25 protein-coding genes and 1 pseudogene are annotated in these 24617 nt (G+C 46.5%); 9 read left to right on the top strand and 17 right to left on the bottom strand.

What is annotated here, in order from left to right; genetic code table 11:
• The first annotated feature begins 28 nt into the window (after positions 1-28).
• Positions 29-1175 (top strand): IS3 family transposase gene (locus PUR_RS08730; RefSeq protein ID WP_442953713.1). Its coding sequence is split into 2 segments (ribosomal slippage): positions 29-300 and positions 299-1175, totalling 1149 coding nucleotides; the frame shifts between segments, so codons are not numbered across the junction.
• A 42-nt stretch (positions 1176-1217) separates the two neighbouring features.
• Here PUR_RS08730 and PUR_RS08725 read toward each other — a convergent pair.
• Positions 1218-2369 carry a family 4 glycosyl hydrolase gene (locus tag PUR_RS08725; protein WP_269474709.1) on the bottom strand — a complete coding sequence of 384 codons (1152 nt, stop codon included), beginning with the start codon at positions 2367-2369 and terminating at the stop codon, positions 1218-1220.
• Positions 2370-2565: 196 nt separating this feature from the next.
• Between PUR_RS08725 and PUR_RS08720 the strand changes: the two genes are divergently transcribed.
• From PUR_RS08720 to PUR_RS26505, 3 genes and pseudogenes are all read left to right on the top strand, one after another.
• Positions 2566-3435 (top strand): AraC family transcriptional regulator, encoded by an 870-nt coding sequence (locus tag PUR_RS08720; protein ID WP_179034908.1) that lies wholly within the window; start codon positions 2566-2568, stop codon positions 3433-3435.
• Between the two features lie 5 nt (positions 3436-3440).
• The gene (locus PUR_RS08715; RefSeq protein WP_179037816.1) at positions 3441-4256 is read left to right on the top strand and encodes an amidohydrolase family protein; all 816 of its coding nucleotides are present in this window, start codon (positions 3441-3443) and stop codon (positions 4254-4256) included.
• Between the two features lie 117 nt (positions 4257-4373).
• Positions 4374-4767, top strand: a pseudogene (locus PUR_RS26505) (transposase); the annotation flags it as partial.
• Positions 4768-5285: 518 nt separating this feature from the next.
• On the opposite strand, the gene PUR_RS08705 reads toward PUR_RS26505, so the two are convergent.
• Positions 5286-5951: an MAE_28990/MAE_18760 family HEPN-like nuclease gene (locus PUR_RS08705; RefSeq protein WP_179034907.1), complete on the bottom strand. Its 666-nt coding sequence runs from the start codon at positions 5949-5951 to the stop codon at positions 5286-5288.
• A 6-nt stretch (positions 5952-5957) separates the two neighbouring features.
• The gene (locus PUR_RS08700) at positions 5958-7049 is read right to left on the bottom strand and encodes a DUF262 domain-containing protein (RefSeq protein WP_179034906.1); all 1092 of its coding nucleotides are present in this window, start codon (positions 7047-7049) and stop codon (positions 5958-5960) included.
• 559 nt (positions 7050-7608) lie between these two features.
• Here PUR_RS08700 and PUR_RS08695 point away from each other — a divergent pair.
• From PUR_RS08695 to PUR_RS08685, 3 genes are all read left to right on the top strand, one after another.
• Complete coding sequence (locus PUR_RS08695) at positions 7609-7938, top strand: aminoglycoside phosphotransferase family protein (RefSeq protein WP_179034905.1); 330 nt, start codon at positions 7609-7611, stop codon at positions 7936-7938.
• A 67-nt stretch (positions 7939-8005) separates the two neighbouring features.
• Positions 8006-9156, top strand: a protein-coding gene (locus PUR_RS08690) for an IS3 family transposase (protein ID WP_197970096.1) whose coding sequence is annotated in 2 segments (ribosomal slippage) — positions 8006-8261 and positions 8261-9156 — 1152 coding nt in all. Because the reading frame shifts where the segments join, the coding sequence is not laid out codon by codon here.
• A 176-nt stretch (positions 9157-9332) separates the two neighbouring features.
• Positions 9333-9803, top strand: coding sequence for a phosphotransferase family protein (locus PUR_RS08685; protein ID WP_179034904.1), 471 nt, complete (start codon positions 9333-9335; stop codon positions 9801-9803).
• Positions 9804-9882: 79 nt separating this feature from the next.
• Here PUR_RS08685 and PUR_RS08680 read toward each other — a convergent pair.
• The 9 genes from PUR_RS08680 to PUR_RS08640 form a co-directional block, all read right to left on the bottom strand.
• A protein-coding gene (locus tag PUR_RS08680) for an IS630 family transposase (protein WP_179033643.1) occupies positions 9883-11023 on the bottom strand; the annotation gives its coding sequence in 2 pieces (ribosomal slippage) (positions 9883-10585 and positions 10584-11023; 1143 coding nt in all).
• A gap of 232 nt (positions 11024-11255) precedes the next feature.
• Complete coding sequence (locus PUR_RS08675) at positions 11256-12434, bottom strand: trans-sulfuration enzyme family protein (RefSeq protein ID WP_179034903.1); 1179 nt, start codon at positions 12432-12434, stop codon at positions 11256-11258.
• A 37-nt stretch (positions 12435-12471) separates the two neighbouring features.
• Entirely contained in the window at positions 12472-13311 is an 840-nt protein-coding gene (locus PUR_RS08670; RefSeq protein WP_179034902.1) for a carbohydrate ABC transporter permease, read from the bottom strand.
• Positions 13312-14223 (bottom strand): carbohydrate ABC transporter permease, encoded by a 912-nt coding sequence (locus PUR_RS08665; protein ID WP_179034901.1) that lies wholly within the window; start codon positions 14221-14223, stop codon positions 13312-13314.
• Between the two features lie 73 nt (positions 14224-14296).
• Positions 14297-15616, bottom strand: a complete 1320-nt coding sequence (locus PUR_RS08660; protein WP_232101776.1) for an ABC transporter substrate-binding protein — start codon at positions 15614-15616, stop codon at positions 14297-14299.
• 374 nt (positions 15617-15990) lie between these two features.
• On the bottom strand, positions 15991-16665 hold the full coding sequence (locus PUR_RS08655; protein WP_179034899.1) for a FadR/GntR family transcriptional regulator: 675 nt from the start codon (positions 16663-16665) through the stop codon (positions 15991-15993).
• Positions 16666-16831: 166 nt separating this feature from the next.
• Complete coding sequence (locus PUR_RS08650) at positions 16832-17845, bottom strand: Gfo/Idh/MocA family protein (protein ID WP_179034898.1); 1014 nt, start codon at positions 17843-17845, stop codon at positions 16832-16834.
• 30 nt (positions 17846-17875) lie between these two features.
• Entirely contained in the window at positions 17876-18889 is a 1014-nt protein-coding gene (locus PUR_RS08645) for a Gfo/Idh/MocA family protein (protein WP_179034897.1), read from the bottom strand.
• Positions 18890-18910: 21 nt separating this feature from the next.
• On the bottom strand, positions 18911-19759 hold the full coding sequence (locus PUR_RS08640; RefSeq protein ID WP_179037815.1) for a sugar phosphate isomerase/epimerase family protein: 849 nt from the start codon (positions 19757-19759) through the stop codon (positions 18911-18913).
• Between the two features lie 187 nt (positions 19760-19946).
• Between PUR_RS08640 and PUR_RS08635 the strand changes: the two genes are divergently transcribed.
• Positions 19947-20843 (top strand): AraC family transcriptional regulator, encoded by an 897-nt coding sequence (locus PUR_RS08635; RefSeq protein ID WP_179034896.1) that lies wholly within the window; start codon positions 19947-19949, stop codon positions 20841-20843.
• Positions 20844-20917: 74 nt separating this feature from the next.
• On the top strand, positions 20918-21550 hold the full coding sequence (locus tag PUR_RS08630) for a carbohydrate-binding family 9-like protein (RefSeq protein WP_179034895.1): 633 nt from the start codon (positions 20918-20920) through the stop codon (positions 21548-21550).
• A gap of 116 nt (positions 21551-21666) precedes the next feature.
• On the opposite strand, the gene PUR_RS08625 is transcribed toward PUR_RS08630, so the two are convergent.
• The 5 genes from PUR_RS08625 to PUR_RS08605 form a co-directional block, all read right to left on the bottom strand.
• Positions 21667-21942 carry a type II toxin-antitoxin system RelE/ParE family toxin gene (locus PUR_RS08625; RefSeq protein ID WP_179034894.1) on the bottom strand — a complete coding sequence of 92 codons (276 nt, stop codon included), beginning with the start codon at positions 21940-21942 and terminating at the stop codon, positions 21667-21669.
• Entirely contained in the window at positions 21943-22221 is a 279-nt protein-coding gene (locus PUR_RS08620; protein ID WP_179034893.1) for a hypothetical protein, read from the bottom strand. It abuts the gene before it with no gap.
• 42 nt (positions 22222-22263) lie between these two features.
• Complete coding sequence (locus PUR_RS08615) at positions 22264-22788, bottom strand: phage portal protein (RefSeq protein ID WP_232101775.1); 525 nt, start codon at positions 22786-22788, stop codon at positions 22264-22266.
• Positions 22789-23115: 327 nt separating this feature from the next.
• Positions 23116-23997 carry a hypothetical protein gene (locus tag PUR_RS08610; RefSeq protein ID WP_179034892.1) on the bottom strand — a complete coding sequence of 294 codons (882 nt, stop codon included), beginning with the start codon at positions 23995-23997 and terminating at the stop codon, positions 23116-23118.
• 328 nt (positions 23998-24325) lie between these two features.
• Positions 24326-24616, bottom strand: coding sequence for a hypothetical protein (locus PUR_RS08605; RefSeq protein ID WP_179034891.1), 291 nt, complete (start codon positions 24614-24616; stop codon positions 24326-24328).
• Position 24617: the final 1 nt, after the last annotated feature.

Raw genomic sequence — 24617 nt, 5'->3', positions numbered from 1 at the left:
AGCGTGATAAATAAGTTATAATAAAGCCATGGAAAAACGGAACCGATACACCCCAGAGTTTAAAACGAAGGTTGTGCTGGAGGTCTTGCAGGAAGAGCAGACCGTGAACGAGATTGCCGCCAAATATGAAATGAGTCCCGTGATGATTAGCCGGTGGAAAGCCGAGTTTCTGAGCCGGGCGTCCATGGTGTTCGAGAAAGGGACGAGTGAAGCGGACAAGATGAGAAAGGAGTATGAAAGCAAGCAGGAACGCCTGGAAAAGCTGGTCGGACAACTTACCGTTGAAGTCGACTGGCTCAAAAAAAAATCTGGCCTCAAATGAACCCTTAGCCGAGCGTAAGGCCATGGTCGAACGAGATCATCCGAAGATCAACATAAAACGGCAAGCCACACTGCTCTCTGTGAACCGGACGAGCGTGTATCGGCCTGTGAGCGAGAAGCAGCCAAGTGAGGAGAACGTACAGATCATGCATCGGATCGATGAGATCTACATGAAGCACCCTTACTTTGGTTATCGCCGGATGACAAGGTCCCTGAAGAATCAAGGCTATTCTGTGAATCGGAAGCGTATACGCCGCCTGATGCAGCTAATGGGCTTAGAGGCGGTGTATCCGAAGCCGAACCTCAGCAAGCGTCTGCATGCCAAGTACTGCCGACCTTACCTGCTTCGCGGGCTTACCATTGATCGCCCCAATCAGGTCTGGGGAATCGACATTACGTACATCCGTATGGGCAAAGGATTCATGTACCTGTTCAATATTATTGACTGGTACAGCCGCAAAGTGATCGACTATGAGCTATCCAGCACACTGGAGAAAGGCTTTGTTTTGACCTGCCTGAAACGCGCTTTCCGGCACTGTAAGCCGGAGATTATGAACAGCGACCAAGGCTCTCATTTTACCAATGCCTCTTACTTGGAACTGCTTGAAAAAGAGAATGTAAAAGTCTCGATGGACGGCAAAGGCCGCGCGACGGACAACAGCCGAACGGAACGATATTTCAGGTCTCTAAAGTACGAGTGCATCTTTTTAAATGAGTTTGAAACACCCCGTGAATTGCGGAAAGGCATTACGAATTACGTGAAATTCTATAACGCTGAACGTCCACACCAAGCGCTGAACGAGGTTTCACCAGATACTGTATATTCGCAATCGTTGACCCGAAAAGCTTCTTAAACCCTACCATTTCAAACCAGAGAGGAGTTAACTTATTTTCTCTCAATTCGTGTCTTGACAATGGGGAGCATTACAGGGGATTCCATCCAGTTGTCCAAGGTTGGGCAGGTTCACATTGGTGACTAGCTCTCCCAGCCCAAGCAGCGCCTTAATCATCTCCACTCCCTCTTCCCCGGTCGGGTTAATGACAAAGTCCTCCTCTCCATTCGCCAGACGATTGCTCTTCAAAATCAGCTCTTTCTGATTGCGCTTGCGCCAATCCACCGATGTCAGGCTGAATTTCCATTCCTGAACCTTCTCCGGCGATTCCAGATACCAGGAATGCGGCATAAATTCGGCCAAATGACGGTCTCCCGCCGCCGCAATCAGGTTATATCTCCGGAACAGATCGAACTTCACCCGCTGCGCCGAAGCAAAATGGTTGTTGAGCCAATGCCCCTTCTCCGAGCCCTCAAACCCTTCATCGTAATGGCGCTCCACGAACCGGCGGTACAACGGCAGCAGATCCTTGTCCTGATAGGAAGCCTGATCCAGCCAGGTAAAATGATTAATTCCAAGTACATTCACCTTAATATCGGAGCGCTGAATTCGAGCGTCCCCCTCCACCTCCTCCAGCATTTGCGCAAGCAGCTTCTGCGTGCCAAACACCTCATGGCAGCAGCCGAAAGCCTTGATTTCCGGGAATACCTCATACAGCGTCCGGGTGCAAAGCGTCATTGGGTTGGTGTAATTGATGACCCATGCCTCCGGGGCATAACGGCGAATGGCCTCGGCAAATTCAACGAACATGGGGATCGTTCTCAGCGCGCGAACCGCCCCGCCGGGGCCGACCGTATCGCCTACCGATTGATAAATGCCGTATTCCTCGGGCAAATGCACATCCGAAGCCATCTCCTCGAACGTTCCGGGAAGGATAGAAATAATGACAAAATCCGCTCCATCAAGCGCCTGCTCCAGCGTGGGAACAGCCTCATACGACCACTTGCCCTTGACATCCGTTCTCTTCATCAGCCCGTTGCCGATCACGGCATTTTTCTCCGCAGCCTCCCGGTCGATATCGTAAAGTCTGACCACCCCGGCAAGTTCCTCAGCCATAGCCAGATCGCTCATGAGCCCCCAGGCCCATCCACGGGAACCTCCGCCAATGTAAGCGATCTTTAAATTTTGGGGGTTCGGCATTCTAACAGCGCTCATATCATAACAGCTCCTTTTTCCGTGCTTATTTCACTTCAGGATTTTCATAACCCTCGCTTGTATCGTAACGCAATATCAGCGCAATATCGCCGCATATCTTGCCTGATTTTTCGATTATGCATCTTATATTGTCCTCACATATGGGGGCATGCTAAAATAAAGCCAAATCAAAGCGCAGATAAAGCGGGTGTTGTTTATGGCGACTGAACCGACTGAACATATGTTGTTAACCTTCAGCGAGGAAGACGGAGAGTTTCTTTTTGAGCATATTAACCGGCCCCAGCCGTTCGGAATGAACGACCATTATCACGATACCTATGAAATCTACTACCTGGTCGCCGGGGAGCGAAATTATTTTATCAGGGACAGGACCTATGATGTAGATGCGGGAGATCTGGTGTTCATCAACAAAAATGAGGTTCATAAGACATCCGACCTTGGAATGCCCGGGCATGAACGGATACTCATTAATTTCAGCGAAGCTTTTTTAACGGGGGGAGGGGGGCAGCTTGTGGTCGGACCGGAAGTGCTTGGGATTTTTCATCAGGATACCCATCTGCTTCGTCTAAAACCGCCCGAGCAGGCATTCATTCAAAGCTTGTTCGGTAAACTTGCCCATGAGCTTGCGCGAAAGCAGTCCGGATGGGAATGCTATATTCGGCTGCTTGTGATTGAGCTGCTGCTGTTCGCCGCAAGGCATACCCACCGAAATGCGGCCGCGAGCACGGAGTCCAATCATCCACTGCACAAGAAAATCTCTGAAATTGTTCACTTTATCAATCAAAATTATCGGGAGCCCCTTCGCTTGGCCGAGCTTTCCGAAAGGTTCTATATCAGTCCCTACTATCTTAGCCGCAAGTTCCGAAAGGTCACCGGATTCAGCCTCATCGAGTATGTTAATTTGAAACGGATTACCGAAGCGCAGCGGCTTCTCAGGGAGACCGACGGCAAAATCATCGAGATTTCATCCTCTGTCGGCTTCGACAATCCGGCCCATTTTAACCGGATCTTCAAGCAAATCGCCGGAACCACGCCGATGAACTACAGAAAAATGCATCGGATTTAAAGGTTCTGGCGCTTCATGCGGAGAGCGAGGCAATCACCCAAGAACTAACCCGGGAAAAATGTTCAAACGGTCAAGTAACGGTTCGCGATTATGTGGAATCCCGCCCCCCTCTTGCCGAGAGGGAAGCGGTCAGCCGCGCCTTGCTGTATGCTGAAGAGACGGGTTGTCCGCTGCATTTTGTCAATATCAGCCATCCGGGGACCGTGGAAATGATCGAACGCGCGAAGCAAAGCGGATTGGACGTGACGCTCGAAACCTGCCCGCATTACCTCTTGTTCACAGAAGATGATTTTGAACGGATTGGTCCTTCCGCCAAATGCGCCCCGCCGCTCCAAAACGATCAAGCCAAGGAACAATTATGGGAGCAGCTCCGGAATGGAAAGATCGATATGATTACCCCGGATCACTCTCCTTGTCCTTCCTTTATGAAATTTGATCATCCGGATAATATGTTTGAAGTTTGGGGCGGGATTTCCGGAGGGCAGTTCTCATTGGAGGCCATGGTGACCGAAGCTCATCTGAACCGAAATATTCCGCTCCCACAGATCGCCAGATACCTTCCCACGAATCCGGCAAAGCGGTTTGGGTTATATCCTCATAAAGGGGCTATATCTGCCGGTTTTGACGCCGATTTGGTCCTATTAGATATGAATCTGGAACGAACTGTTGAACAAGAAGACCTGCTGTCCAAGCATCCGCACAGCCTTTATATTGGGCATACATTGAAATGCGCCGTGCAAATGACCCTAAGCCGGGGAAAAGTCGTTTATGACCGCAAGCACGGCTTTCAAGGAGAATGCTCCGGTGAAATGGTTCGGTAGCTCATTTGGGCGAAGTTCAGTTGAAACATTCAGGCGCTATAAACTTCTCCTCTTTAGCCGACAAATTGTCGGCTTTTTGCTTTATCAATAATTGGAGAAAAGACCCCTTCCTCTACTGCCAAGAAGATGCTTTCCATTCGAGGAGTAAATGCTACGAGTTTGGCGGGTGTGTTAGGGGAAGCCGGTGATCTAAGCGGTTTTGCGCACGGAAATGCCTTGCTTCGCCATGCAGGTCTAAATCTGGCTAAAGCCAGCTCCGGGAAATGGCGTGGAAAGAAGGCCCTCAGTAAGCGAGGCCGCCCCTCCGGCGTTGCCTTTACCTCAGACCATGTGCATGGTTATGACTAATCCAGATATTAGAGCCTTACACCACCACAATGTCAATGTGGAAAAGCTAAAGAAAATGAAATCCATTATGAAATTATGTGGTAACGTGGCACGTATGCTTGTAAGTCTAGCTAAGAGCAGCGAGGCTTACAACCCAGCTAAAGTGTGTCCGCAAGCAGCTTAACGGCGTTATTTCACCAGTTGATGCATTCGCAGGATTGACAAGAAGCACGGAGAATCGGAGGCATTATGCTAAAGGGCTCGAACCCGTTCCGTTGGAAAAACCGATCTCCACCCCTTAGTTAGATGTGACGAAGGAATGAAAGGGCTCGTGACCCGTTGAGACATAGGAGTGAAAATCGCTAGGGGCGACATGGAGACGTGCTGGATATGGAACAAATTGGGTGATAATCCCTCGCCTTTATTTCTCCATGCCCTTTCAGTTGTTCCGAGCTACCGAATCCTCTGTTTCCTTCTTATCCGACACTTAGCTAAAGGCGCAATCCTACGAATTTATGAGCCTGAGTGAGAAAACTAAAATATAATGAGGGAGTTGAATGGTTTGACCTCTCATTTATGATACGGCTCACCGTTGTAAATCTAAGCACAAAACACGCTTCAACCATGTGATTTACGTATATATTTAAACAATAATACCACTCCGCAAAATCTGGAGTGGTACTTTCTTGATTTTTTAAGTAACTAGGTGTTTTCCATTTTCAGGTACTTTTTCTCCTGAATGTAGCTTAATGATTCGATTAGTAATAAGTCCATTAGGTTAGTTACAAGTACAATATTTTTGGTGATTTCATCTATATCAAAGCTAAAACCATTTTCTCCATGTGCTATTGCGTTTCTTATACTAACTAATTTGTCGAGATCATCTTTATGCTCTATAAACTTTTCAAATGACATTCCAATAAAACTACAAACCTCTTGCAACACCTCAAATTTTAAATTAGCTTTTGTATCTATTTTTGTCTGTACTGATATTTCATGCTGATTTATTAACTGCATAAAGTTCTTAGAAAATTTACAACGTTGCTCAAAGCTGTGCTTACCTTTTAAATAGTTATAAGTATTATGGTGAGCATAGGTAAATAAATTGTTTGTAATTTGTATGTAACTTAGTTTCTGTTCATTTATGAACTTCAAAACCAACTTAAATGAGGAGACACAATAGCCTTCCCAATGGGCATACAATAGAGGGATTATCATTTTTGCAAATATTTTTTTAAATTCTTCTCTTTTGTATCTCAGATATTGTTTCTTTATTAATGCAAACTCCTTAACTCTCCAATCACGTTCATGTTCTAGTTCTTTGGTTAAATTCTCAAACCGTAGTTGATTTAGTTCTTCTGGTTGCATGTTATTTCACTCCTCCGTTGGAGTGAAGAATCTTTTTGCTAATTCAATTTTTGCACTTACCCTGCCCCTACCACTACTAGCCGATCTAGTATTTTTCCTAAAATCTTCATTACTCTTTAATTGTTCTATTTTTTGGGTTACTTCCTCGACAGCCAACGTTTCAATATAGTCAATATTATTAGCAAAATTAATTAAAATTGAATCATACATACTGGTTGAGAAGTTTACTCTTTCAAGTTTGAATATTTGATCGCCAAGTTGATTTAATAATTTAACAACTCTTTTAAAGAGTTTTTCTTCACTCTTGAAATCAAACAAATTAGGATTCTTGCTCATTTCTAACATATATTTGCTCATGTGTTGTTGTATATTGCTATCGCCCTCAAATTTAGCTCCTGCATTCTTAAGGGTGAAGAATCTTAGCACAAGTTCTTGATAGTACATTCGTTCTGCTTGTTCTTCTCTGATATTCAAATTCCTTTGGAAGTTATTATCACTTCCAAGTTTATTAATAAAGGCATTAAATGTATTGTCATATCCTCGGAAAATACAATTTCGAATTTCTTGTTCACTTAATTCTGCACCACCTGTATTCAGGCGGTTAAATAGTTCATATCTCATATCAAATTGGCTATCGAAACGAATTACCTCTACACGACAGACTGCACGTTTTAGTAGAAGTTTATATTTAATTGGTATCGTATCAACATCGAATCCTTCTAATTCCTTCAGTAAACTTCCCTCGGTCAAGGTTAAATTGTTCTTCTTTTCATCCTTAAGAATACCAAAGAAGGCGAAAATGGTTGATAGTCTTTGTAGCCCATCAACTAGTTCCCAAATATTGTTTTCATTTTCTGCAACAAAAATAGAAGGAATCGGAATACCTACCAGAAGTGATTCTATAAACTTCGTCTGTCTTTCTTCATCCCAGCGGAAAGCTCTTTGAAACTCAGGATTAATAATAATCTCATCATTCTCATACATACTCATAATTTCGCCGAAAGACATATCCATTCTATCGGTTCTAATTTCTTGTCTTGTATCAACTATTTGTTCTTCCAACGATTTACGTCTACGTTCAAGCTCCTGCTTATCCATCGATTAATTCCTCCATTTAGAAAACAGTCAAAGTTAGTCAACAAGTTTTCTGTCAGCATATAGTTGCATTCCAATTATGCGTATGATTTCCAATTTCCAAACATTTTGTATCGCAAAATATTTCATCTTGTCGCTGGCTAGAAGTGCTGTGGTCTTTTTGACGACAGCAATGATATTTAAAGATAACCCCCTTTTTCTTATTCTATAGGATGTAAAATATTCCTTCTATTTATGAGTCGAATTGATTTCTAACTCAAAAAATTAAACTCCAAAAAACTTTGTCAAAAACTATAGTTTTTGACATGGTGAGGATGACAAAAGCGGGAGTGTGTGGGCTTCGGTGTTTGTCCTTCATTAGTGGTTTGCAAGCCTATAAGTCGTTAGAATGGATTATAAGCGATCTGAGGTGTTAAGGGTCGGGGGTGTTTTACATCTGTTTCATGTTTGTTGATTTCAGATATGCCGTAGGCACATCCTTCGACCGACTATATGTTATTTTTGAAACGATAACGATATAGAGGGATGTTCCAGTATATGGCAATACAAGAAGAGTGGGTATATGGTTTCGATTAACACAGAGAAAGTGAGACGATATAAAGTTATGATAGAAGAAATAACGGAAAAATTAAAAGCAAGATTTGGAAAAGTAAATTTGATTCGTCTTACAGGCGGATACACTAATCTTACATTTCTTGTCGAGGGTACTAATCCATTATTAGTGGCTAAAATTGTCCATTTAACTAATGAAGATACAATGAATGAGGTTAATTGTTTGAATCTTTTACAGGGGTCGGGAGTTACACCCATCATTCATGATTTATTGGACATTTCTAATGTGAGAATTGTATTAATGGACTATAAGAATGGTATTCATGGACAGTGTTGCTAGACTAAAAAGTAGACATGGGGAACCGAGAATCGGGTAAAATGAACCTATCCAAATTCGAGGTGCTAACATGACGAAAAAATACGATAAAGAATTTAAACTGCAAACGATTCAGATGATCCAGGAAGAAGGAAAGGCGGTGGCGCAGGTCGCCCGCGAACTGGGGATAAGCGACAACACCCTGTATCGTTGGATGGCGGAATATAAGCAAGACGGTGCACAAGCCTTTCCAGGCAGTGGACAACTGAAAGCCGACGATAAGGCAATGAGAGACCTTCAGAAACGCATTCGTGATCTGGAAGAGGAGAACGACATCTTAAAAAAGGCGATGCACTACTTCGCCAAAGACCGGCGCTGATCTATGCCTTCATCCACGATCATCGCTTCAAGTGCCGAGTCTCGAAGATGTGCAAAACCTTTGATGTATCCCGAAGCGGCTATTACAAATGGACCAAGCGAAAAGCCAGCAAACGTGAAAAACGACGTCGCAAGTTGGAGCGGCGGATCCGTCGTATCTTTCTGGAATCGCGTCGATTATATGGAAGCCCCAAAGTAGCAAAAGAACTTCATAAGCAGGGCATACGTGTATCCGAGAAAACGGTCGCTCGGATCATGAAGGAGCTGGGTTTACGCTCTCGCACGGTGAAGAAATACAAGGCCACAACAAATTCGAAGCACAACCTGCCCGTCCAAGAGAACGTGCTGAACCGCGAGTTTAATCCGGCAGCTCCAAACAAGGCCTGGGTGGCTGATATTACGTATATCCCGACCGATGAGGGTTGGCTGTATTTGGCGAGCATCATGGACCTGTACAGTCGTAAAATCGTTGGCTTCCACATGGATCAGCGAATGACGAAAGAACTGGTGTTAACGGCGCTGGATCGTGCCTACAGCCAGCAGCGGCCTCGTGGTGAGGTGCTGCATCATTCGGATCGTGGCAGTCAGTACGCTTCCCATGACTACCAAGCGCGACTGCGCACCTATAAGATGAAAGGCAGTATGAGCCGTAAAGGGAACTGTTACGATAATGCGTGCATCGAATCGTTCCACAGTGTGCTCAAGAAAGAACTCGTCTACTTGGAAAAATTCAAAACACGCAAGGAAGCCAAGAAACGCATTTTTGAATACATTACTTGTTTTTACAATGGAAAGAGAATCCATTCAGCAATTGGGTACTCTACGCCCAATGAGTACGAACGTATGTACCGATTCGCTGCATAATTTTCTCGATTCTTTGTGTCTACTCTATTGACAGAGGTACACAGTCTATCCTTGATTCGGAAGATTGGGAGAGAGGAACGATATTATATAAGGGTATTGGTAAATTATTGGCACTTTAAATACATACAAACCACTTTAATGGAAATGGCAAAGGGATAAGAAAAAGTAATATTGCTATGTTAAAGGATGCGGATTTAGATTTGGAATACGTACCAGTTGAACTAACTAAGCAGTCAAAGGAGATATTATGTAGGGCTGAGTCGAACGAGGAACAATGGGTATTGACTCATGGTGATTATGGGTCACATAATGTCCTGTTTGAACCAGAAAATAATGTGAATATTTTAGACTGGGAATGGGCTGAATGGGGAAATCCTATGAATGATATAGCTTGGGTATGTTGGTTTACAAAGCTTCATTACTCTGAAAAAGCACATTTACTGAATACAGCATTTATAAATGAATACATATCCCATTATCCATTTTCCATTTCGTCAGAACAATTAAAAGCATGTTGTATATATAAAGTATGGAATATTCTTATGAGGGTAAGTAATGCTCCTGTAGAAGTTCAAAACGAATGGGTTAGACGTTTAGAGTGGACAATTAATACAGATTTTTCTGACGTATGTCAAACGATTGCTTGACGGTCTACGTAGACTTATCTTTTTCCAGATTAAACTCATAATTAGATAAGGAGTTATTTTCTCTCCTACTAGTACAGCATCAGTCTTTAAATTGTGGGTAAAGCCTTTTAAGTTTTATCCGTGCATCTTTGGTAGTGAATTGCCAATCTATACCTCTTTGAGAAGCGTTACGAGCAGATTCCCATTCGGTCAGTTCGCTTGCTAATTCTTCTATTGACGGAATTCGTCTTGCTAAACATTGGCGCGTCATTACGCTCAGCTCAATTTCAGCAATGTTCAGCCAACTGCCATGTTTGGGGGTGTAATGAATTTCGAGCCGTTTGGCTAGACGCAAGGCGGTTTCCGGTTCAAAGGCTTCATACAACGAGGCGATCGAATGCGTGTTTAAATTATCCATCACTAAACGAATTTTGGGTGCACTCGGGTAATGTACGTCTAACAGTTCTCGAACTTGCTCCGCCCATTCCATTTTTGTGCGGCGAGGACGAACGCTGACGTGTCTCCAGCCCACAAGCGGTTCAGTGAAGATAAAGATACTGCAGGTCCCATGACGTACGTATTCGGAGTCTTCACGCAGCGGCTTGGCGGGCTTCATCGGGATCGGTTTTCGAGCGTCATCCAGCAGTTGGAACGGTTTCTCATCCATGCAAATCACGGGACATTCGCTGTCGTAGGGTAAATGGTAGACCTCTAATACATCTTCCATGGCTGCCACAAACGCTGCATTCTGCTTCGGTGGAATGCACCAACACTTACGAAGATGGGGCTTGAGTTCGTTTTTTTAAAATGCGGTCCACCGTGTCGTACGAAATGCTGTCAATGTAACCCAGTTCAACGGTCTTGTCTGCTAAAAGTCGAAGGGTCCACCGACTTCTTCCAGCGGGCGGAGTACTGCAACTGAGCGCGATGATTTTCGCCTCCAGTTCGCCGGTAACCTTTGGAGGATTTGGCGGTGTCAGTCTCTTTTTTCGTTCGACAGCAGCCTGTAATCCCTTTTCCGAAAAGGTCTTACGGACCAGATATACCGTGTTGGTGTGGATGTGTAATTGCTCCGCAATGGTGGTGTCCGAAAGCTTGCCGCCCACCCGGTTCTCGTCCGCCCACAACAGAATTTGTGCTCGCCGGAGTGAGCGTGCGGCCACTTTCCCTTTTGAGCACACCCCTTGTAATTCTTTCTGCTGATCCGGGGTCAAGCAAACCGCATATGCACGTAGTTTCATAGTCGATACCTCTTTTTCTCTCGACTATATCATATCTACCAAAAGTTAACTATTTTAATTCTGATGCTGTACTAGTCATATTCTGGCTAGATAGACGTAAATCTTCAATTGTTTAATAAACCTGCCCGTTCAACAAATATTAAAGGACGCTCCCGCTCTTCGCTTGGGCTGCGTCCTCTACAAACTAAAAATACTTCATTTTTCCAAGACACATGTTAGAAGGCTATGTAGATCAGGTCACCTTCTCGAAAGCCTGCTTGATATCCTCGATCAGCAGCTCCGGATCTTCCAGGCCGATATATAACCGGACAACCGGTCCGGCTGCCGATTCATAGCCTTCCGGCAGGGTTGGAACGGTCACCAGACTTTCGTATCCGCCCCAGCTCACGCCGATCCGGAAATATTCCAGATGATCCGCCCAACGCTTGATCACTTCGACCGTCAGGTCCGTCTCAAACGCAAACAGGCTGCTGTACCCGGACATCTGCTCCTTGCCCAGCTCATATTGCGGATGTGAAAGCAGGCCGGGATGATGGACTTTAAGGACATGCGGGAGCTGTTCCATAGCTTCAGCGACCAGCAGACCGTTCTTCTCGAACCGCTCCATGCGAAGCGGCAGCGTGCGCAGACCGCGCATGGTCAGCGAAGCGGTATGGGGAGTCATGACTCCGCCGAGCAGCAAATACTCGCTTTCGTTGATCCGGCCGATCAGCTCCTTCGAGCCGATGGCGACACCGCCGATGGCATCGCTATGCCCGCCGATAAACTTGCTTGTGGAATGCAGGACAAGATTGACACCCAGCGAGAACGGATTTTGAAAACAAGGCGTCGCCCAAGTATTGTCTATGTAGGTCAACGCGCCGATGCTCTTCGCCAGCTCCGCGCAAGCCTTCAAGTCCTGAAGCTGAAACAGCAGGCTGGTCGGGCTTTCCAGGTAAAATAATTTCGTGTTGCCGCGCACGGCTGACCAGAGAGCTTCCCGGGAAGTCCCGTCCACAAAAGTGAATTCCACTCCGAATTTGGTCAAAAAATTCTCCAGCAGCTTGCGGGTCGGACCGTAAACCTGGCTGACGCATACGATATGATCCCCCGTGCGAACTGCAGCCAGAATGGCTGTCGAGATGGCCGCCATGCCTGAGGCGAAGCAGCGGGCTTTCTCGCCGCCTTGAAGCTGCGCGAGCCGCTGCTCCAGCTGCTGGACGGTCGGATTATTGCCCCTCGAATACATCGGCCGGTCCGGTTCCTCCGCCGCCGCATGGTCGAATTCCGCATGGGTGGCAAAGCTGAACAGGCTTGTCTGGTATTGCGGCACCGTTACGGAGCCCTGATGGCGCTCGTCGTGTTTGTCATGAACGACAACCGTCTGCGGGTCGTGTTTCCGGCTGACTGTTATTTTTTCTATTTCCGTCATCACTAGTCATATCCTTTCTGATGTAGTGTCCTATTCCCTAACCTTTCACAGCGCCGTCCGTCAGGCCTTGCACAATCAATCGCTGACAAAGGGCAAACAGGATCATAGTAGGAATGACGGACAGAACCGTCGCCGCCGACATGGCTCCCCAATCGATATCAAACTTGGTAATGAAGGAATTCATCGCCACGGGGATCGTCTTGGCCTCTTCCCTGTCGATGAACATAATGGCCAGGAACAGCTCGTTCCAGTTCTGAACAAAAGCAAAAATAAACGTCGCCGATATCCCCGGCTTCATCACCGGAAGGATAATGCGGATTAATCCGCCCAGCCGGGAGCATCCGTCAATCATCGCCGCTTCCTCCAGGCTTGAAGGAATCCGCTGAAAGAACCCTTTTAACATCAGCGTACAGAACGGGATAAGAAGCACGGAATACATCAGGACAAGCGAGCCCTGTTTGTTAAGCAGGTTCAATTGGGACATGATGCTATAAAGAGGACCAAATCCGATGAACATCGGAATCATTTGCGTAAGGAAGAAACCGCTCATAATCTGCCGGCTGCCCCGGAACGTAAAGCGCGCCAGCACATAGCTGCTCAATATGGAAATAATAATGACGATAAGCGCCGACAAGAGCGAAACGAGCAGGCTGTTGCCGATATACACATGAAATTTGGAAATCGCGAAGATGTTGGCGTAGTTCTCAAACGAAATCCTCTCCGGCAAATACTCCAGCGGAAACTTGAAAATATCGTTCTTGGGCTTCAGCGAAGTAAGAATCATCCAATATAAAGGAAAGACCATGAATAACAGCCAGATCCCGAGAATGATCACTTTGGAACTTAATTTAACTCTGCTTATAACCTTCCGTTTCATTTAAAAATCACCCGCCTTACTCGCTTTCGTAGCAAAAAGATAGAATAGGGTGTACAGCAGCAGCAGTACGATCGAGATGACCCCGATGGCGCCGGCCAAGCCGTAATCCCCGCCGAAGACAATTTTATCAAGCATGAACGTGGACAGAATATGCGTCGAATTGGCCGGTCCGCCGTTCGTCATCGCATAGATGATATCCGGGAAATTGAATATCCAGATGACCCGCAAAGCCGTGGTCGTAATGATCGTCGGCAGAATGTAGGGAATAATGACATGCAGCATCTTTTGAAGTCCGTTCGCGCCGTCCATATCGGCAGCCTCAAACAGCTCTTCGGGAATAGATTGCATGGCGGCTGTAAGCATGATGGCGAAAAAAGCAACCCCGTACCAAATATTCGCCACAATAACCGAGAACATGGCCCATTTCGGGTCGGACAAAAATCCGATGCGCTCCGAGATCAGCCCCATTTTGAGCAGCATATCATTGATGACGCCGATTTGGCCGTTGAACATCCAGCGCCAGATAATCCCGATCAGAAATCCCGACATCGCCCAGGAATAATAAATCAGACCTTGATAAACGCCTCTGCCCGGGAATTTCTGATACAGCAGGAGCGACAGAACGAATCCGATGGCGAACTGCAAGATCAGGGATATAAACACCCAAAGCACCGTATTTTGCATAATGGTCGGCAGGTTCGGGTCCTGCAAAACCGTTTTGAAATTGTCAAAGCCGATAAACCGGATGTCGTTCAAATTAAAAAGCGAGTAATTTTGAAACGCCATAATGATGCCCTTGAAAATCGGAAAATACGTAAGCACAACCACCGGAATAAGCGCGGGCAGCAGACAGAACAGGATAAAAGCGGTGGTGCGGTTTAGGCGAGGTTTACGGACGCTAGTATTGTTCATCAGGACAGGAACCTCCTCTGAAAACAAACATATGGGCGGCAGCACCGTACCCATATGTTTGAATTAATATTTACTAGCCTTGTTTCTTCTGGTCGAGCCAGTAAGCGTCCCATTTCTTAAGCGCGTCGTCCACGGACAGTTTGCCGAAAATGATCGCCTGGGTATCCTGCTGGATGATCGAGCGCCATTCTCCGAAGCCTTTATAATCCGTTTCAGGCTTGACCGGAATATAATGGGCGGTATCTGCGTTCATATCCATGTATGGCTTGTAGTAGCCGGTCTTGTAGAAGTCGTTCTCCGAGGCGGTTGTATGCACGGGAATCAGACCGATTTTTTGGGTGAAAAATTCATTCTCTTCTGGGCTGGACATGAACTCGATCAATTTCCAAGCTTCGTCTTTATGCTCGGAATGGGCTGCCATTCCCCATCCGGCAGCGCCGACTTTAAAGTGGGTAACGCCGGAAGGACCTGCCGGGATAGCCGCCGTGCTCCAGGTGCCTTCGCCCATTTTTTGCTTGACGACGTCGATGACATCCGGATCTTGAATCAGCATGCCGGTAATTCCCGCTTCAAACCCTTCGACCATTTCCGCGAATCCCCAGTTCACCGAATCTTTCGGTGCGCCGTCTTTATAAATATTCAGGTGGTTCTCCAGAGCCTGCTTGGCTTCCGGCGTACTGAATATCGTGTTGCCGTTCTTCAGGAACATGGCGTCTTCGGGATTGGTGTTCGTTCCGTTGTAGTCACGGATCATATCGACAATATAGCTGTCGGCGCCTTTTCCGCCCCGGAAGGAGTAGCCGTAACGGTTCTTGGACGGATCGGTGATCGCTTTAGCCGCTTCGTACAGGTCTTCCCATGTCTTGGGCGCTTCCAGTCCTTTTTCCTTGAACCAGTCGGTGCGGTAGAACAATATTTTTTCATACAGGCCGTAAGGAATGTAATAAGGCTTGTTCTCTATATAATTGGCGGACATCTGTGCGCTGGTGTTCAGCGTGCCGTAACCGGACCACTTGGACGTGTAGGCCGACAAGTCGGCAATCCAGTTGTTCGTTACGAATTGCTTGACGGTGGAATCTCTGACTTCCAGTACATCGACATCCGCTTTGGAAGACAGCATTTGTGCAATTTTGGTATCGGCGCTGTCCAGCGGCGGGGAGATCAGCTCGACATCAATCCCCGGATTAGCCTCTTCAAATTTGCTGACCATTTGCTTGAGGACTTCCGTCCGGGCCGGGCTGGTCAAGCTTTCGATCATTCGGATCTTTACTTGTTCGGAAGAGCCGCTTCCCGCAGCTCCTTCGCTGCTTGTCCCGCTCCCGCATGCGGTTAACGAGCTGAGTGCCGTTACGAGCAATAAAGTTGATGCGAACAATTTTTTACCGATTCTCACAAAAATCCCCCTCATTCAGAAAAATATTATTATAAAAGGTCCATAGTCCCTTCATAATTCTCATTCATGCTGCAGCCAAGTTGCCATACTGTCATGCTGTCATACAGGTTGAGGCGCAGGCTCCTGCTCACCCTCTCTTCAGGGGATCAGCTGGAGGAAATATCTGGCTGCTAGTAATGCTGTGAACCTGTCTGACAGGTAAGAGCCTGAAAAACCTAATTCTGCTTTCCAAGACCTTCCCGTTATGTCAAGTTACGTGCCATCAACATTCAATCTACTACTGATTTTGCATTGAAAGAACAATAATTCAGTTAAATTCTTAATGAATCTTAACATCCCTCATCCGTCCATGTCAATCCTTATGTCAGGTAAGTTTACTCAACTTCCGTGATTGCTCTCACCATGACGTCCATCATTTTATTGAATTCTTCTCTCGCCTTCTGCGCATCCTTCTCCTCGATCGCTTCAACGACGGATTTGTGGAACGGGTAACTGTCATAGAAAAAGTCCTTGTTGCCAAACGGCGCCCGCCAAAACTCGACAAACGTATTCCAGATCGATCCGATGATTTCCTGCAGAATGACGTTGCCCGAAGCCCGGTAAATCGCCTGGTGGAACTTCATATCCGCGATAGAGCTTTCCGCTCCGGTCGTCTTGCCGATCAGCTCGTAATAATACCACATCTCGTCCAAATGCTCCCTAGTGGCCCGTGTCGCCGCCAGCTCCACCGCAATTCCCTCCAAGCCTCTGCGGACATCGCATAGCTGAAGAAGCGCGGATTTCTCATCCTCTACCGTAAATTTGGTCGATAATTGATACAAGGACGGTTCTTTGACGAATATCCCTTTGCCGTTAAGGACTTCAATAATATCCAAAGCCTCCAAATAGCGGATCGCCTCGCGGATGGAAGAACGGCCGACGCCAAGATTTTCCATAATTTGCTCTACGGAAGGCAGCTTGTCTCCTTTCTTCAAATTGTTTTGCTGAATATAATCTTTGATTTCTTTCGAAACCATTTCGTGTGTCTGAACTTTTTTGATCTTCTTCATTAGGCCTTCCCCTTCAAACCAATATTTGCACTTATTCTACCTGAAAATGATAGCATGATGAATAATAAGTTACAAACATTGACTTTTGGAAAAAGAACCGGGCTTTGCCCGCAGCAAAACCCGGTTCTTTAATGCACAGCATTGATCGGTGCGGCTCTCATCTTATTTAGACGAGCTTCACCCATTCCCCTTGGGCATCTGCCGATTCGATCTCCGCTTCCACGAGTTCAAGGGATTCCGCCGCGCTTTCAGGTGTACACACGGCAACGGGCTTGTCATGGATGACCGCATCCAGGAAATAATCCAACTCACGGTAATAGCCGGCATCCGGGGAAATCTCCGGGGTAAAGCCCGGTCCGTCATTCGGATTCACCTTGACCCGGCTTCCGTCAAACACCACATTGCCCCGTTCGAAATTGACACGATACCCCATGTAAAAACCGAAATCCCCCTTCAGCGTCCAGTCCACCTGGGCATTGATGACTTTTCCATCTTTATAATAATAATGGGTGGAGGCGATATCGTATCCGCTTCCCGGGAGCACATTGCGCCCAAGAGTCGATACTTTCTCCGGCTTGCCGAACAGATAGTTGATCATATCCGTGTCGTGAATATGCATGTCCATAATGCAGCCGCCGCTGAGCTTTTCATCGAGGAACCATTCCTTCGGGGCTCCGGAGCCCCGGTAGAAATAGCCTTCCGTCGTCTGGCCGAACTTGCCGCTGTCTACAACATCCTTCAAGTATTCATAGCCCGGCCAAAAACGGAGGCATTGCCCAATCATGAGCTTCCTCCCGTTGCGTTTAGCTGTTTCGACCATCTTCCAGGCGTCCACCGAATGCCTCGCCATCGGCTTCTCGCAGAATACATGGATGCCGCGCTCCAGCAGCGAACAGGCCATTTCGGCATGCAGATACGTGGGAGCCGCAATATCGATGACATCGAGCTGCTCGTTCGCCAGCATTTCCTCCAGATCTGTGTAGAGATTGTAAGCGGACAAATCATACACTTCACGGGCCGTGGTCATATTCCCGCCCGCTTTGCCGTCTTTCAGCTCTTCGATCCGCGGATCGCAGATCGCGGTGAGCGTAACAGGGCAGCCTTCCTCCATTAACCGGACATAATTGTCAAAGTGCATCCGGCCCATAAATCCGAAACCGATCAATCCTATTTTCAACATGCCAGAAATCACCCCGCTAATTGATATCGTTCAAAAAAGTGTAACCCATGCCCCTTCATGCCGGGCGGATTCCATTTCAGCCTCAATAATTTCGATGGACTGGGCCGTACTTTCCGGCGCGCAAACGCTAACGGGCTTATCTTGAAGAACCGCATCCAAGAAATAAACCAACTCCCGATAATAGCCCGTATGCGGAGAGAGATATGCCTTAAAGCCGGGCTGACTGTTCGGATTCACTTTGACCGTACTGCCGTCAAATACGATATTGCCCCGTTCGAAATTGACCCGGTAGCCCATATAAAAGCCAAAATCCCCCTCCAGCGTCCAATCTGCCTGCGCGTTGATTACCTTTCCATCCTTATAGTGATAATGAGAGGAAACGATATCGTACCCGCTCCCCGGCAGGACATTCCGCCCGAGCGCCGAAACCTTGTCCGGCTTCCCGAACAGATGTTGAATCATATCGGTGTCGTGGACATGCATATCCATCATGCAGCCGCCGCTCAGCTCATCATTCACCAGCCAGCCCTTCGGCGCGCCGGAGCCCCGGTAGAAATAGCCCGCTGTAACTTGGCCGAATTCTCCGCTCTCTATCTTTTCCTTCAAATATTCGTAAGCCGGCCAGAACCGGAGACAATGGCCCACCATCAGCTTCTTCCCGGTCCGCACCGCCGTTTCCGCCATCTTCAGCGCCTCCGCCGAATGCCGGGCCATCGGCTTCTCACAGAATACATGATAGCCCCGTTCCATCAGCGAACAAGCCATTTCGGCATGCAGATACGTAGGGACCGCCAGGCTGACGGCATCCAGTTCCTCGTTTGCCAGCATGTCTTCCAAATCTCGATATAGATGATAGGCGGACAAGTCGTATACTTCACGGGCCGTGTTCATATTTCCGTTTGCCTTTTGGCCCTTCAATTCTTCAATCCGCGGGTCGCAGACCGCCGTCAGAGTGATCGGATAGCCGTCTTCATTCAGCTTGACGTAATGATCAAAGTTCATCCGGCCCATGAAACCGAATCCTACCAGTCCTACTTTAAGCATTTCTCACACTCCCGCTTAGATTTAATAACTCGAACGCCCCAAAATAGCATCCATGGACGCGGAAGTATTGAAGATAATTTGCTCCGTATAATGCTTGTAAGCAGGAATCATCTCGCCTGTGACATAATCGTCGTATCCGATCTCCCGAAGGGCGTTCACGACAGCGGGATAATCCACATCCCCGGCGAGCAGGTCCACAAACCCGTGCAGGCCTCCCGCTTCCCGGCGGTAATCTTTGAAATGCACCTTCTTGATCCGGTCGCCCAGAATCCGCACCCACTGCTCCGGATAGCCGGAATGAACGATATTCCCCACATCCAGGTACGAGCCTACGAAGCGGGAGCCGATCGCGTCAATGAAGCCGCGCATTTCAAGCGGGGACAGCAGAAATTTATTCCATACATTCTCGATGCCGATGGAAACGCCCAATTGCTCGGCTTCCGGCGCCAGCTTTCCGATTGCCTCCAGCGCTCTGTCGTAAGCTTTGTCATAATCGACAACCTCGCAGCCCGGGATGAAATCCACGCCGACCGCACCCGGAATGACCAGGATCGTATCGGCTCCAAGAACAGCCGCCAGCTCCAGTTGCTTCTTGCACACATCCATCGCCTTGGTCCGGTTGGATTCCGATTCACTGGTCATCGCGTAGGACCAATACAGTCCCGTAGCCAGTCCCGCAATCTCCAGACCCGCCTCGCCGATCGACTCCCGAAGTGCGCGCGCTTCCTTCTCGCTCGTTTGCATCCCCATTTCACCGGACTCATTCAGCGATAATTCTATTCCGTCAAATCCTGCCGCTTTAGCCAAACGAACACATTCCGCGATAGGCGTTCCTTCACGGAACGACCAAATGTTAATCCCTTTTTTCACTTTGATCACCCTCAGCTTCTTTTGTTATTTTCCGTTTTATAGAAATCAGACTTTTTTCAGCTTTTTCCCTTATCTTATTTATAGTATATTAGATTTAAAATTTAATTTATTTAGGGGAAAAAGATATTTTTTGCATTATTCCGGTCTAAATATTTTGTTTTCCCCATTTACTTTGGGAGGTCTAACAATGCATGGAAGAGAGCATTTCCTGAAAAGAGAAACGCCATACCGTGAGTGGTCGCCAGGCATCCATTACGCCCAGTTTCAAAACCTCCAGCCCTGCAGCTTTCCCGAAAGAAGGCTGTATGATTTCGAGCTGCTGTATGTCCGCCAAGGGGAACTGACGACAAGGATGAATGGAACGCTTCATTCCCTGACGCCCGGCCAGCTAATTTTTCTTGCTCCCGGCGTCTATCATCAGAATTCGATCTCAACGACTCCCGCGAAGCTGCTCGGCATCCATTTTGATTTTTTCGGCGAATCCCGTATTTTGTGCGAAGAAGATATGGTGGTCAATGAAGAGGAAGTGATTCCTGAAAAATTCGCTGTGGAAGCGGTAGCTGCACCCTTTTTACCCTTATCCGAAGATCCGGTGTATTCGCCGCCTCCCGAGTGCGTCCATGCCATGGAACAGCTCGTGCAGGAGTTTACGATGCGCCCGCCCGGTTATGAGCTGGTCTGCCGGGGATTGATGCTTGGCATTCTGACTTCCCTGCTGCGCACGCAAAGCTCGCGCCGTCTGGCTAAAGCATCCGTGCACGGTGAACGGATTCGGACGCTGATGGAAGATATCGAAGCCGCGCCCGCCGCAGGCTGGACCAACCGGTCGATGGCCGCATTGATGAACCTGCACGAGGACCATTTTTCCAAATTGTTTCGTCAGATTGCCGGCATGCCTCCGGGCGAGTATCTCCGTTCCATCCGGCAACGGGAAGCGCGCAAGCTGCTCAGGGAAACAGATTGGCCTATTGAGAAGGTTGGGGAGCGGGTCGGTTATCCGGATATCCACTATTTCAGCAGAACCTTTTCGGCCCAGGAGGGTATTTCCCCCCGAGCGTACCGCAAGCTTTCCCGGATTTTGTGAGGCTAACTGGATGAGGCTATATGAGGCCCATTTTCGCACTTTACTCTGTTATCCACCAAAAGGAGGCGCCTGCCATGAACGAAACACGATTGTACACAATTGCCAGGAATTCAGGTTCAACAGAATGGAAGGATATTTCCCCGCTTGACGTTGACCGGTATCTTTGGCTTGACAACGGGTATACCCCCAAGGTCGAGGTCCGGCTGTATTACACAACCGAGCGGCTGCACATCCGTTTCAAGACTTTTGAAAAGGACCCGCTTGTCAGGTATCACGAGCAGAATGATCCGGTCTACACAGACAGCTGCGTCGAATTTTTCATACAGCCTCTTCCCGGTTCAGACCCCCGTTATCTTAACTTCGAGTTTAATGCTGCCGGGACTATTCTCTTGCAGATAGGTGAAGGACGGGAGGACCGGATTACCCTTTCGGATTCTCCGGCGATTTTTCAAATCGAAACAGCGGTTAACCAAGTTGATAAACACAGCGGGGACACGTATTGGGAGCTGGCGTTCTCCATTCCTTTTGACTGGCTGCAAACCCGGTTTCACGGTTTCAGAGCAGAGTCCGGCCGGGCCTTCCGGGGCAACTTCTATAAATGTGGAGACGAAACGCCAATTCCTCATTACGGGTGCTGGAACCGGGTCGCTTCAGCCTCGCCGGATTACCATCAAAGCGGGTTTTTTGGTGAACTGGTGCTTCAATAAGCACGCGGGAGGCGGGGGCTGGGTGGACAGACCCCCGTGAAAAAGAAAAAACATAAATGCGAAGCTACGGCCTTGGCTCGGGGCTAAGACTTTTAAGATTTACTTCGTCAAGCATTTTAATATTTATCGTTTTGTCTGCCATGCTTAAACGCAGTTATTATGTATTTAGAGCCATCAGAAGACGGCTCGTAGGAAACAATATAGCTATCAATACGAATGTAATAGGTATTCTCATAAGTTCTGGAAGGGAACTGCTTTCCTGAACGAAGCACTTTATCTTCAATTCGTTGTAATAGCTTTAATTTATATGCTGTCGTCTCCTCTTGTGAAAAATGAATACTTTCTATCTTGGAAAAACTTTTAGCCGCGCGGTTACTCCAGACTACTTCCATTTAAAGTTCTCCGTTTTTTATCATATCAATCATTTGTTTTGAGGAAAATGTTAAACCGCGCTTTATCTCATGTTTGGACTGCTTGATCATTTCTTCGATGACCGGGTCAGTATCAAGCTCGGCAATTTGAGATGCTGTAAGAGCATCCGAGCTTTCTTGAGAAGGAATCAATCCCGATACTTCATACTCTGTGCCATTAATAATAATGACAGGCTTTTGTTTGTCATTTATAAAGGAACGGTACACTTTCCCGCTTTTATCCTTTAATTCGAGGTACATGTTCATCAGCTCCTTTGTTCAATATTATATCCTGAAACCTAATTAACGGATACACCCGTTGGCTTTAGCAGAGGAACTGAGGGAAACTGGTTTTCCATCCCATTGCGGATAAAGCTCTATTGAGAAAGTATCGACAGGATACATTCGAAACGGACGCAGTGGATCGCCTGCTTTCAGAATCTCAGAGCTGCCTGCGCTGGCGACCAGCATATCCTCGATAATCTGCTCAAGCCACGAACGAAAGGAGTCGCCGGGGTTCAGCTTATGCAGTGACCACTCAATGATTTTGCAGATATCGCGGTATTTCTCGTTGTCGTTTTCGTCAACGGCCGCCACGGACCAGTTTAACTTTGTAATGCCATCCTTAATAAGGTTTATTGCCCGACGAGATACTGAAGATTCACTCAGCGTTCGAAGATTTGCCGGTGTTCTCTTAGGAACAGACTGTTTACTTCCGCTTCTGGTCCACCAACCAAACGACTGTGAGAATGGTTCGTTCTGCCGATCAGGCTCGTTTTTTGTCCGTCCTACTTCCAACCAAGGAATGATCCTTTGTCTTACGCCCAATTTTTCACCTCATTTCTGTTAATTTCTTTCGATAATGGAAACAATATAATTGAAGTCACCAGAGGAGTGAGTTAAATGGTTAGGTATCTCAGTTTGTTGGATAATTGGCTTGTATACTGCTGTTTACATGATCGTGAAAAATACAACAAATATTTGGAGTGTTATTTTAAAGGCATGAGCTACAGAGAAACGATTGAACTAATATATAGAAAATACTCTATATAAATTAAAAGAAGGTTAGGAAAAGTTTCCCGACCTTCTTTTTCGTTCATATTCTTCTATTTACAATATAGCATGGGTTTGTTGTGAAGTTACTACGGAATTAACTCAAGCTGTTTCCATTACTTCAAACCCAGTCACGAACTCTAATAAAGATTGTTGAATAAATTTTGTTGATGTCTCGCCAGTAGGATCGTATATGTAAATTATGAACACTCGCTTGCCTTCAGAGATTTCATCAGGTACTACAACCTCGCTTACTCTTATTAATTCAGCATATCTGTTTGAATTTAATATAGCCCTCTTAAGAATCGTTTCAATTGTATCTGTAGTAATCTCGTTGCCTGCAAATTTAAAGTAAAATACTTTTTGGTTCCGCATTGTTTTAGAATTGTTTAATTTATTTAAGTTTGGAGCGTGTGTATTTGATGTGTTTAATACAATTGCTTGTTCGATTCCATCCAACCTTCTTAAAATATATTCTTCTACACTACTGATTTCTGATTTTTGGATTATTGCACCCTCAATAACTCTATACAACGGATTGTCGGGCACTTCGTCTTTTATTGCTTCCAAAACTGTTTGTTTCAATTTGATTTGAAGTTGAGTAACTCCCATCATATCATCTGTATAAAATATCGTTCGTTCCTCAACGATATCAAATGGTAGTTTTGTTCCTTCTTCACATATTTGTACAACAGGTTTTCTGGCTGCATGTCTAATGGCTAATTCATACATTACATTCGGGTTTAATCCGGTTAGGTTGGTAATTACTAGATCGTCATATAGCACTCTCTGAATCACTTGCTTATTGATTGATCCAGGCTGGGGCATTCGATGAGCAACTGTAATGTTAGACTCTAAAAATCCAAGGTCTATTAGAGTCGGCATAATTACTGCATCTATAACTCCCTCGGCGGCTCTTCTAATATCGGAATTATCATTACCAATAGGTGTGACTATAAAGCATTTCTTATCTCCATTATCCATAATATCCCTCCAGTCTTCCTAATTCGACACAAAGGAATATTTACCTTCTTAACCAAAAGAATAACCCGTATCTACGTTTCGTTCATTATAAAGAGCATAACGTTTTGAGTTTTGAGTCTTGAGTATGGTTATTCTTGTCCTCGGGTTCTTCCTGCTGTTGTCCATCCCGCTCTTTCCATTTGTAATTCTCCGTTTCCTTGATTTCGTTCTTGCATTCACGGTTGACGAAAAGATTCGGCTTCCCTGTTCCGGCTTTCCCCTTGTAAAGCGTCGATCCCTCGCGAATACCTTGCCCTATAGCGTTATCCGCCTCTTTGACTGGAAGATCTTATTTACGTTCCGGTTCTGATGGGTCCGCCCATATCGTTTCGAAATGGTATTTGGCGTCCATTTCTATGTAGCGCTTGACCAGACAATCTTCAAGTTCTCCGCTGTCGCTAACAACCAGTACGTTCACGTGCTGGGCATAGGCCTCTTCAACGATATAATAATCTTCTCCGGCGCATCCGATTGCGAGAAGCACCGACGGATCGTTCCAGTCGTGGTCCATACCGCCGATGAACCGGTTGAAGGTGATATCCTTAATGCATAGGAATACTCTTGAAAATCTACGCCCCAAC

Source organism: Paenibacillus sp. URB8-2, from assembly GCF_013393385.1.
In the GTDB taxonomy this organism is placed as follows: domain Bacteria; phylum Bacillota; class Bacilli; order Paenibacillales; family Paenibacillaceae; genus Paenibacillus_AQ.
Note: the sequence above shows the minus strand (reverse complement) of the source record. Positions and strands in the feature narration are given on the sequence as shown.

Bases quoted from the DNA above. Each gene is read 5' to 3' on its own strand.
- PUR_RS08670 (WP_179034902.1), bottom strand. From the start codon at position 13,311: ATGAAACGGAAGGTTATAAGCAGAGTTAAATTAAGTTCCAAAGTGATC.
- PUR_RS08620 (WP_179034893.1), bottom strand. From the start codon at position 22,221: ATGTACCTCGAATTAAAGGATAAAAGCGGGAAAGTGTACCGTTCCTTT.
- PUR_RS08635 (WP_179034896.1), top strand. From the start codon at position 19,947: ATGCATGGAAGAGAGCATTTCCTGAAAAGAGAAACGCCATACCGTGAG.
- PUR_RS08630 (WP_179034895.1), top strand. From the start codon at position 20,918: ATGAACGAAACACGATTGTACACAATTGCCAGGAATTCAGGTTCAACA.
- PUR_RS08645 (WP_179034897.1), bottom strand. From the start codon at position 18,889: ATGCTTAAAGTAGGACTGGTAGGATTCGGTTTCATGGGCCGGATGAAC.
- PUR_RS08700 (WP_179034906.1), bottom strand. From the start codon at position 7,049: ATGGATAAGCAGGAGCTTGAACGTAGACGTAAATCGTTGGAAGAACAA.
- PUR_RS08610 (WP_179034892.1), bottom strand. From the start codon at position 23,997: ATGGATAATGGAGATAAGAAATGCTTTATAGTCACACCTATTGGTAAT.
- PUR_RS08725 (WP_269474709.1), bottom strand. From the start codon at position 2,369: ATGAGCGCTGTTAGAATGCCGAACCCCCAAAATTTAAAGATCGCTTAC.
- PUR_RS08625 (WP_179034894.1), bottom strand. From the start codon at position 21,942: ATGGAAGTAGTCTGGAGTAACCGCGCGGCTAAAAGTTTTTCCAAGATA.
- PUR_RS08650 (WP_179034898.1), bottom strand. From the start codon at position 17,845: ATGTTGAAAATAGGATTGATCGGTTTCGGATTTATGGGCCGGATGCAC.
- PUR_RS08720 (WP_179034908.1), top strand. From the start codon at position 2,566: ATGGCGACTGAACCGACTGAACATATGTTGTTAACCTTCAGCGAGGAA.
- PUR_RS08695 (WP_179034905.1), top strand. From the start codon at position 7,609: ATGGTTTCGATTAACACAGAGAAAGTGAGACGATATAAAGTTATGATA.
- PUR_RS08705 (WP_179034907.1), bottom strand. From the start codon at position 5,951: ATGCAACCAGAAGAACTAAATCAACTACGGTTTGAGAATTTAACCAAA.
- PUR_RS08665 (WP_179034901.1), bottom strand. From the start codon at position 14,223: ATGAACAATACTAGCGTCCGTAAACCTCGCCTAAACCGCACCACCGCT.
- PUR_RS08655 (WP_179034899.1), bottom strand. From the start codon at position 16,665: ATGAAGAAGATCAAAAAAGTTCAGACACACGAAATGGTTTCGAAAGAA.
- PUR_RS08675 (WP_179034903.1), bottom strand. From the start codon at position 12,434: ATGACGGAAATAGAAAAAATAACAGTCAGCCGGAAACACGACCCGCAG.
- PUR_RS08685 (WP_179034904.1), top strand. From the start codon at position 9,333: ATGTTAAAGGATGCGGATTTAGATTTGGAATACGTACCAGTTGAACTA.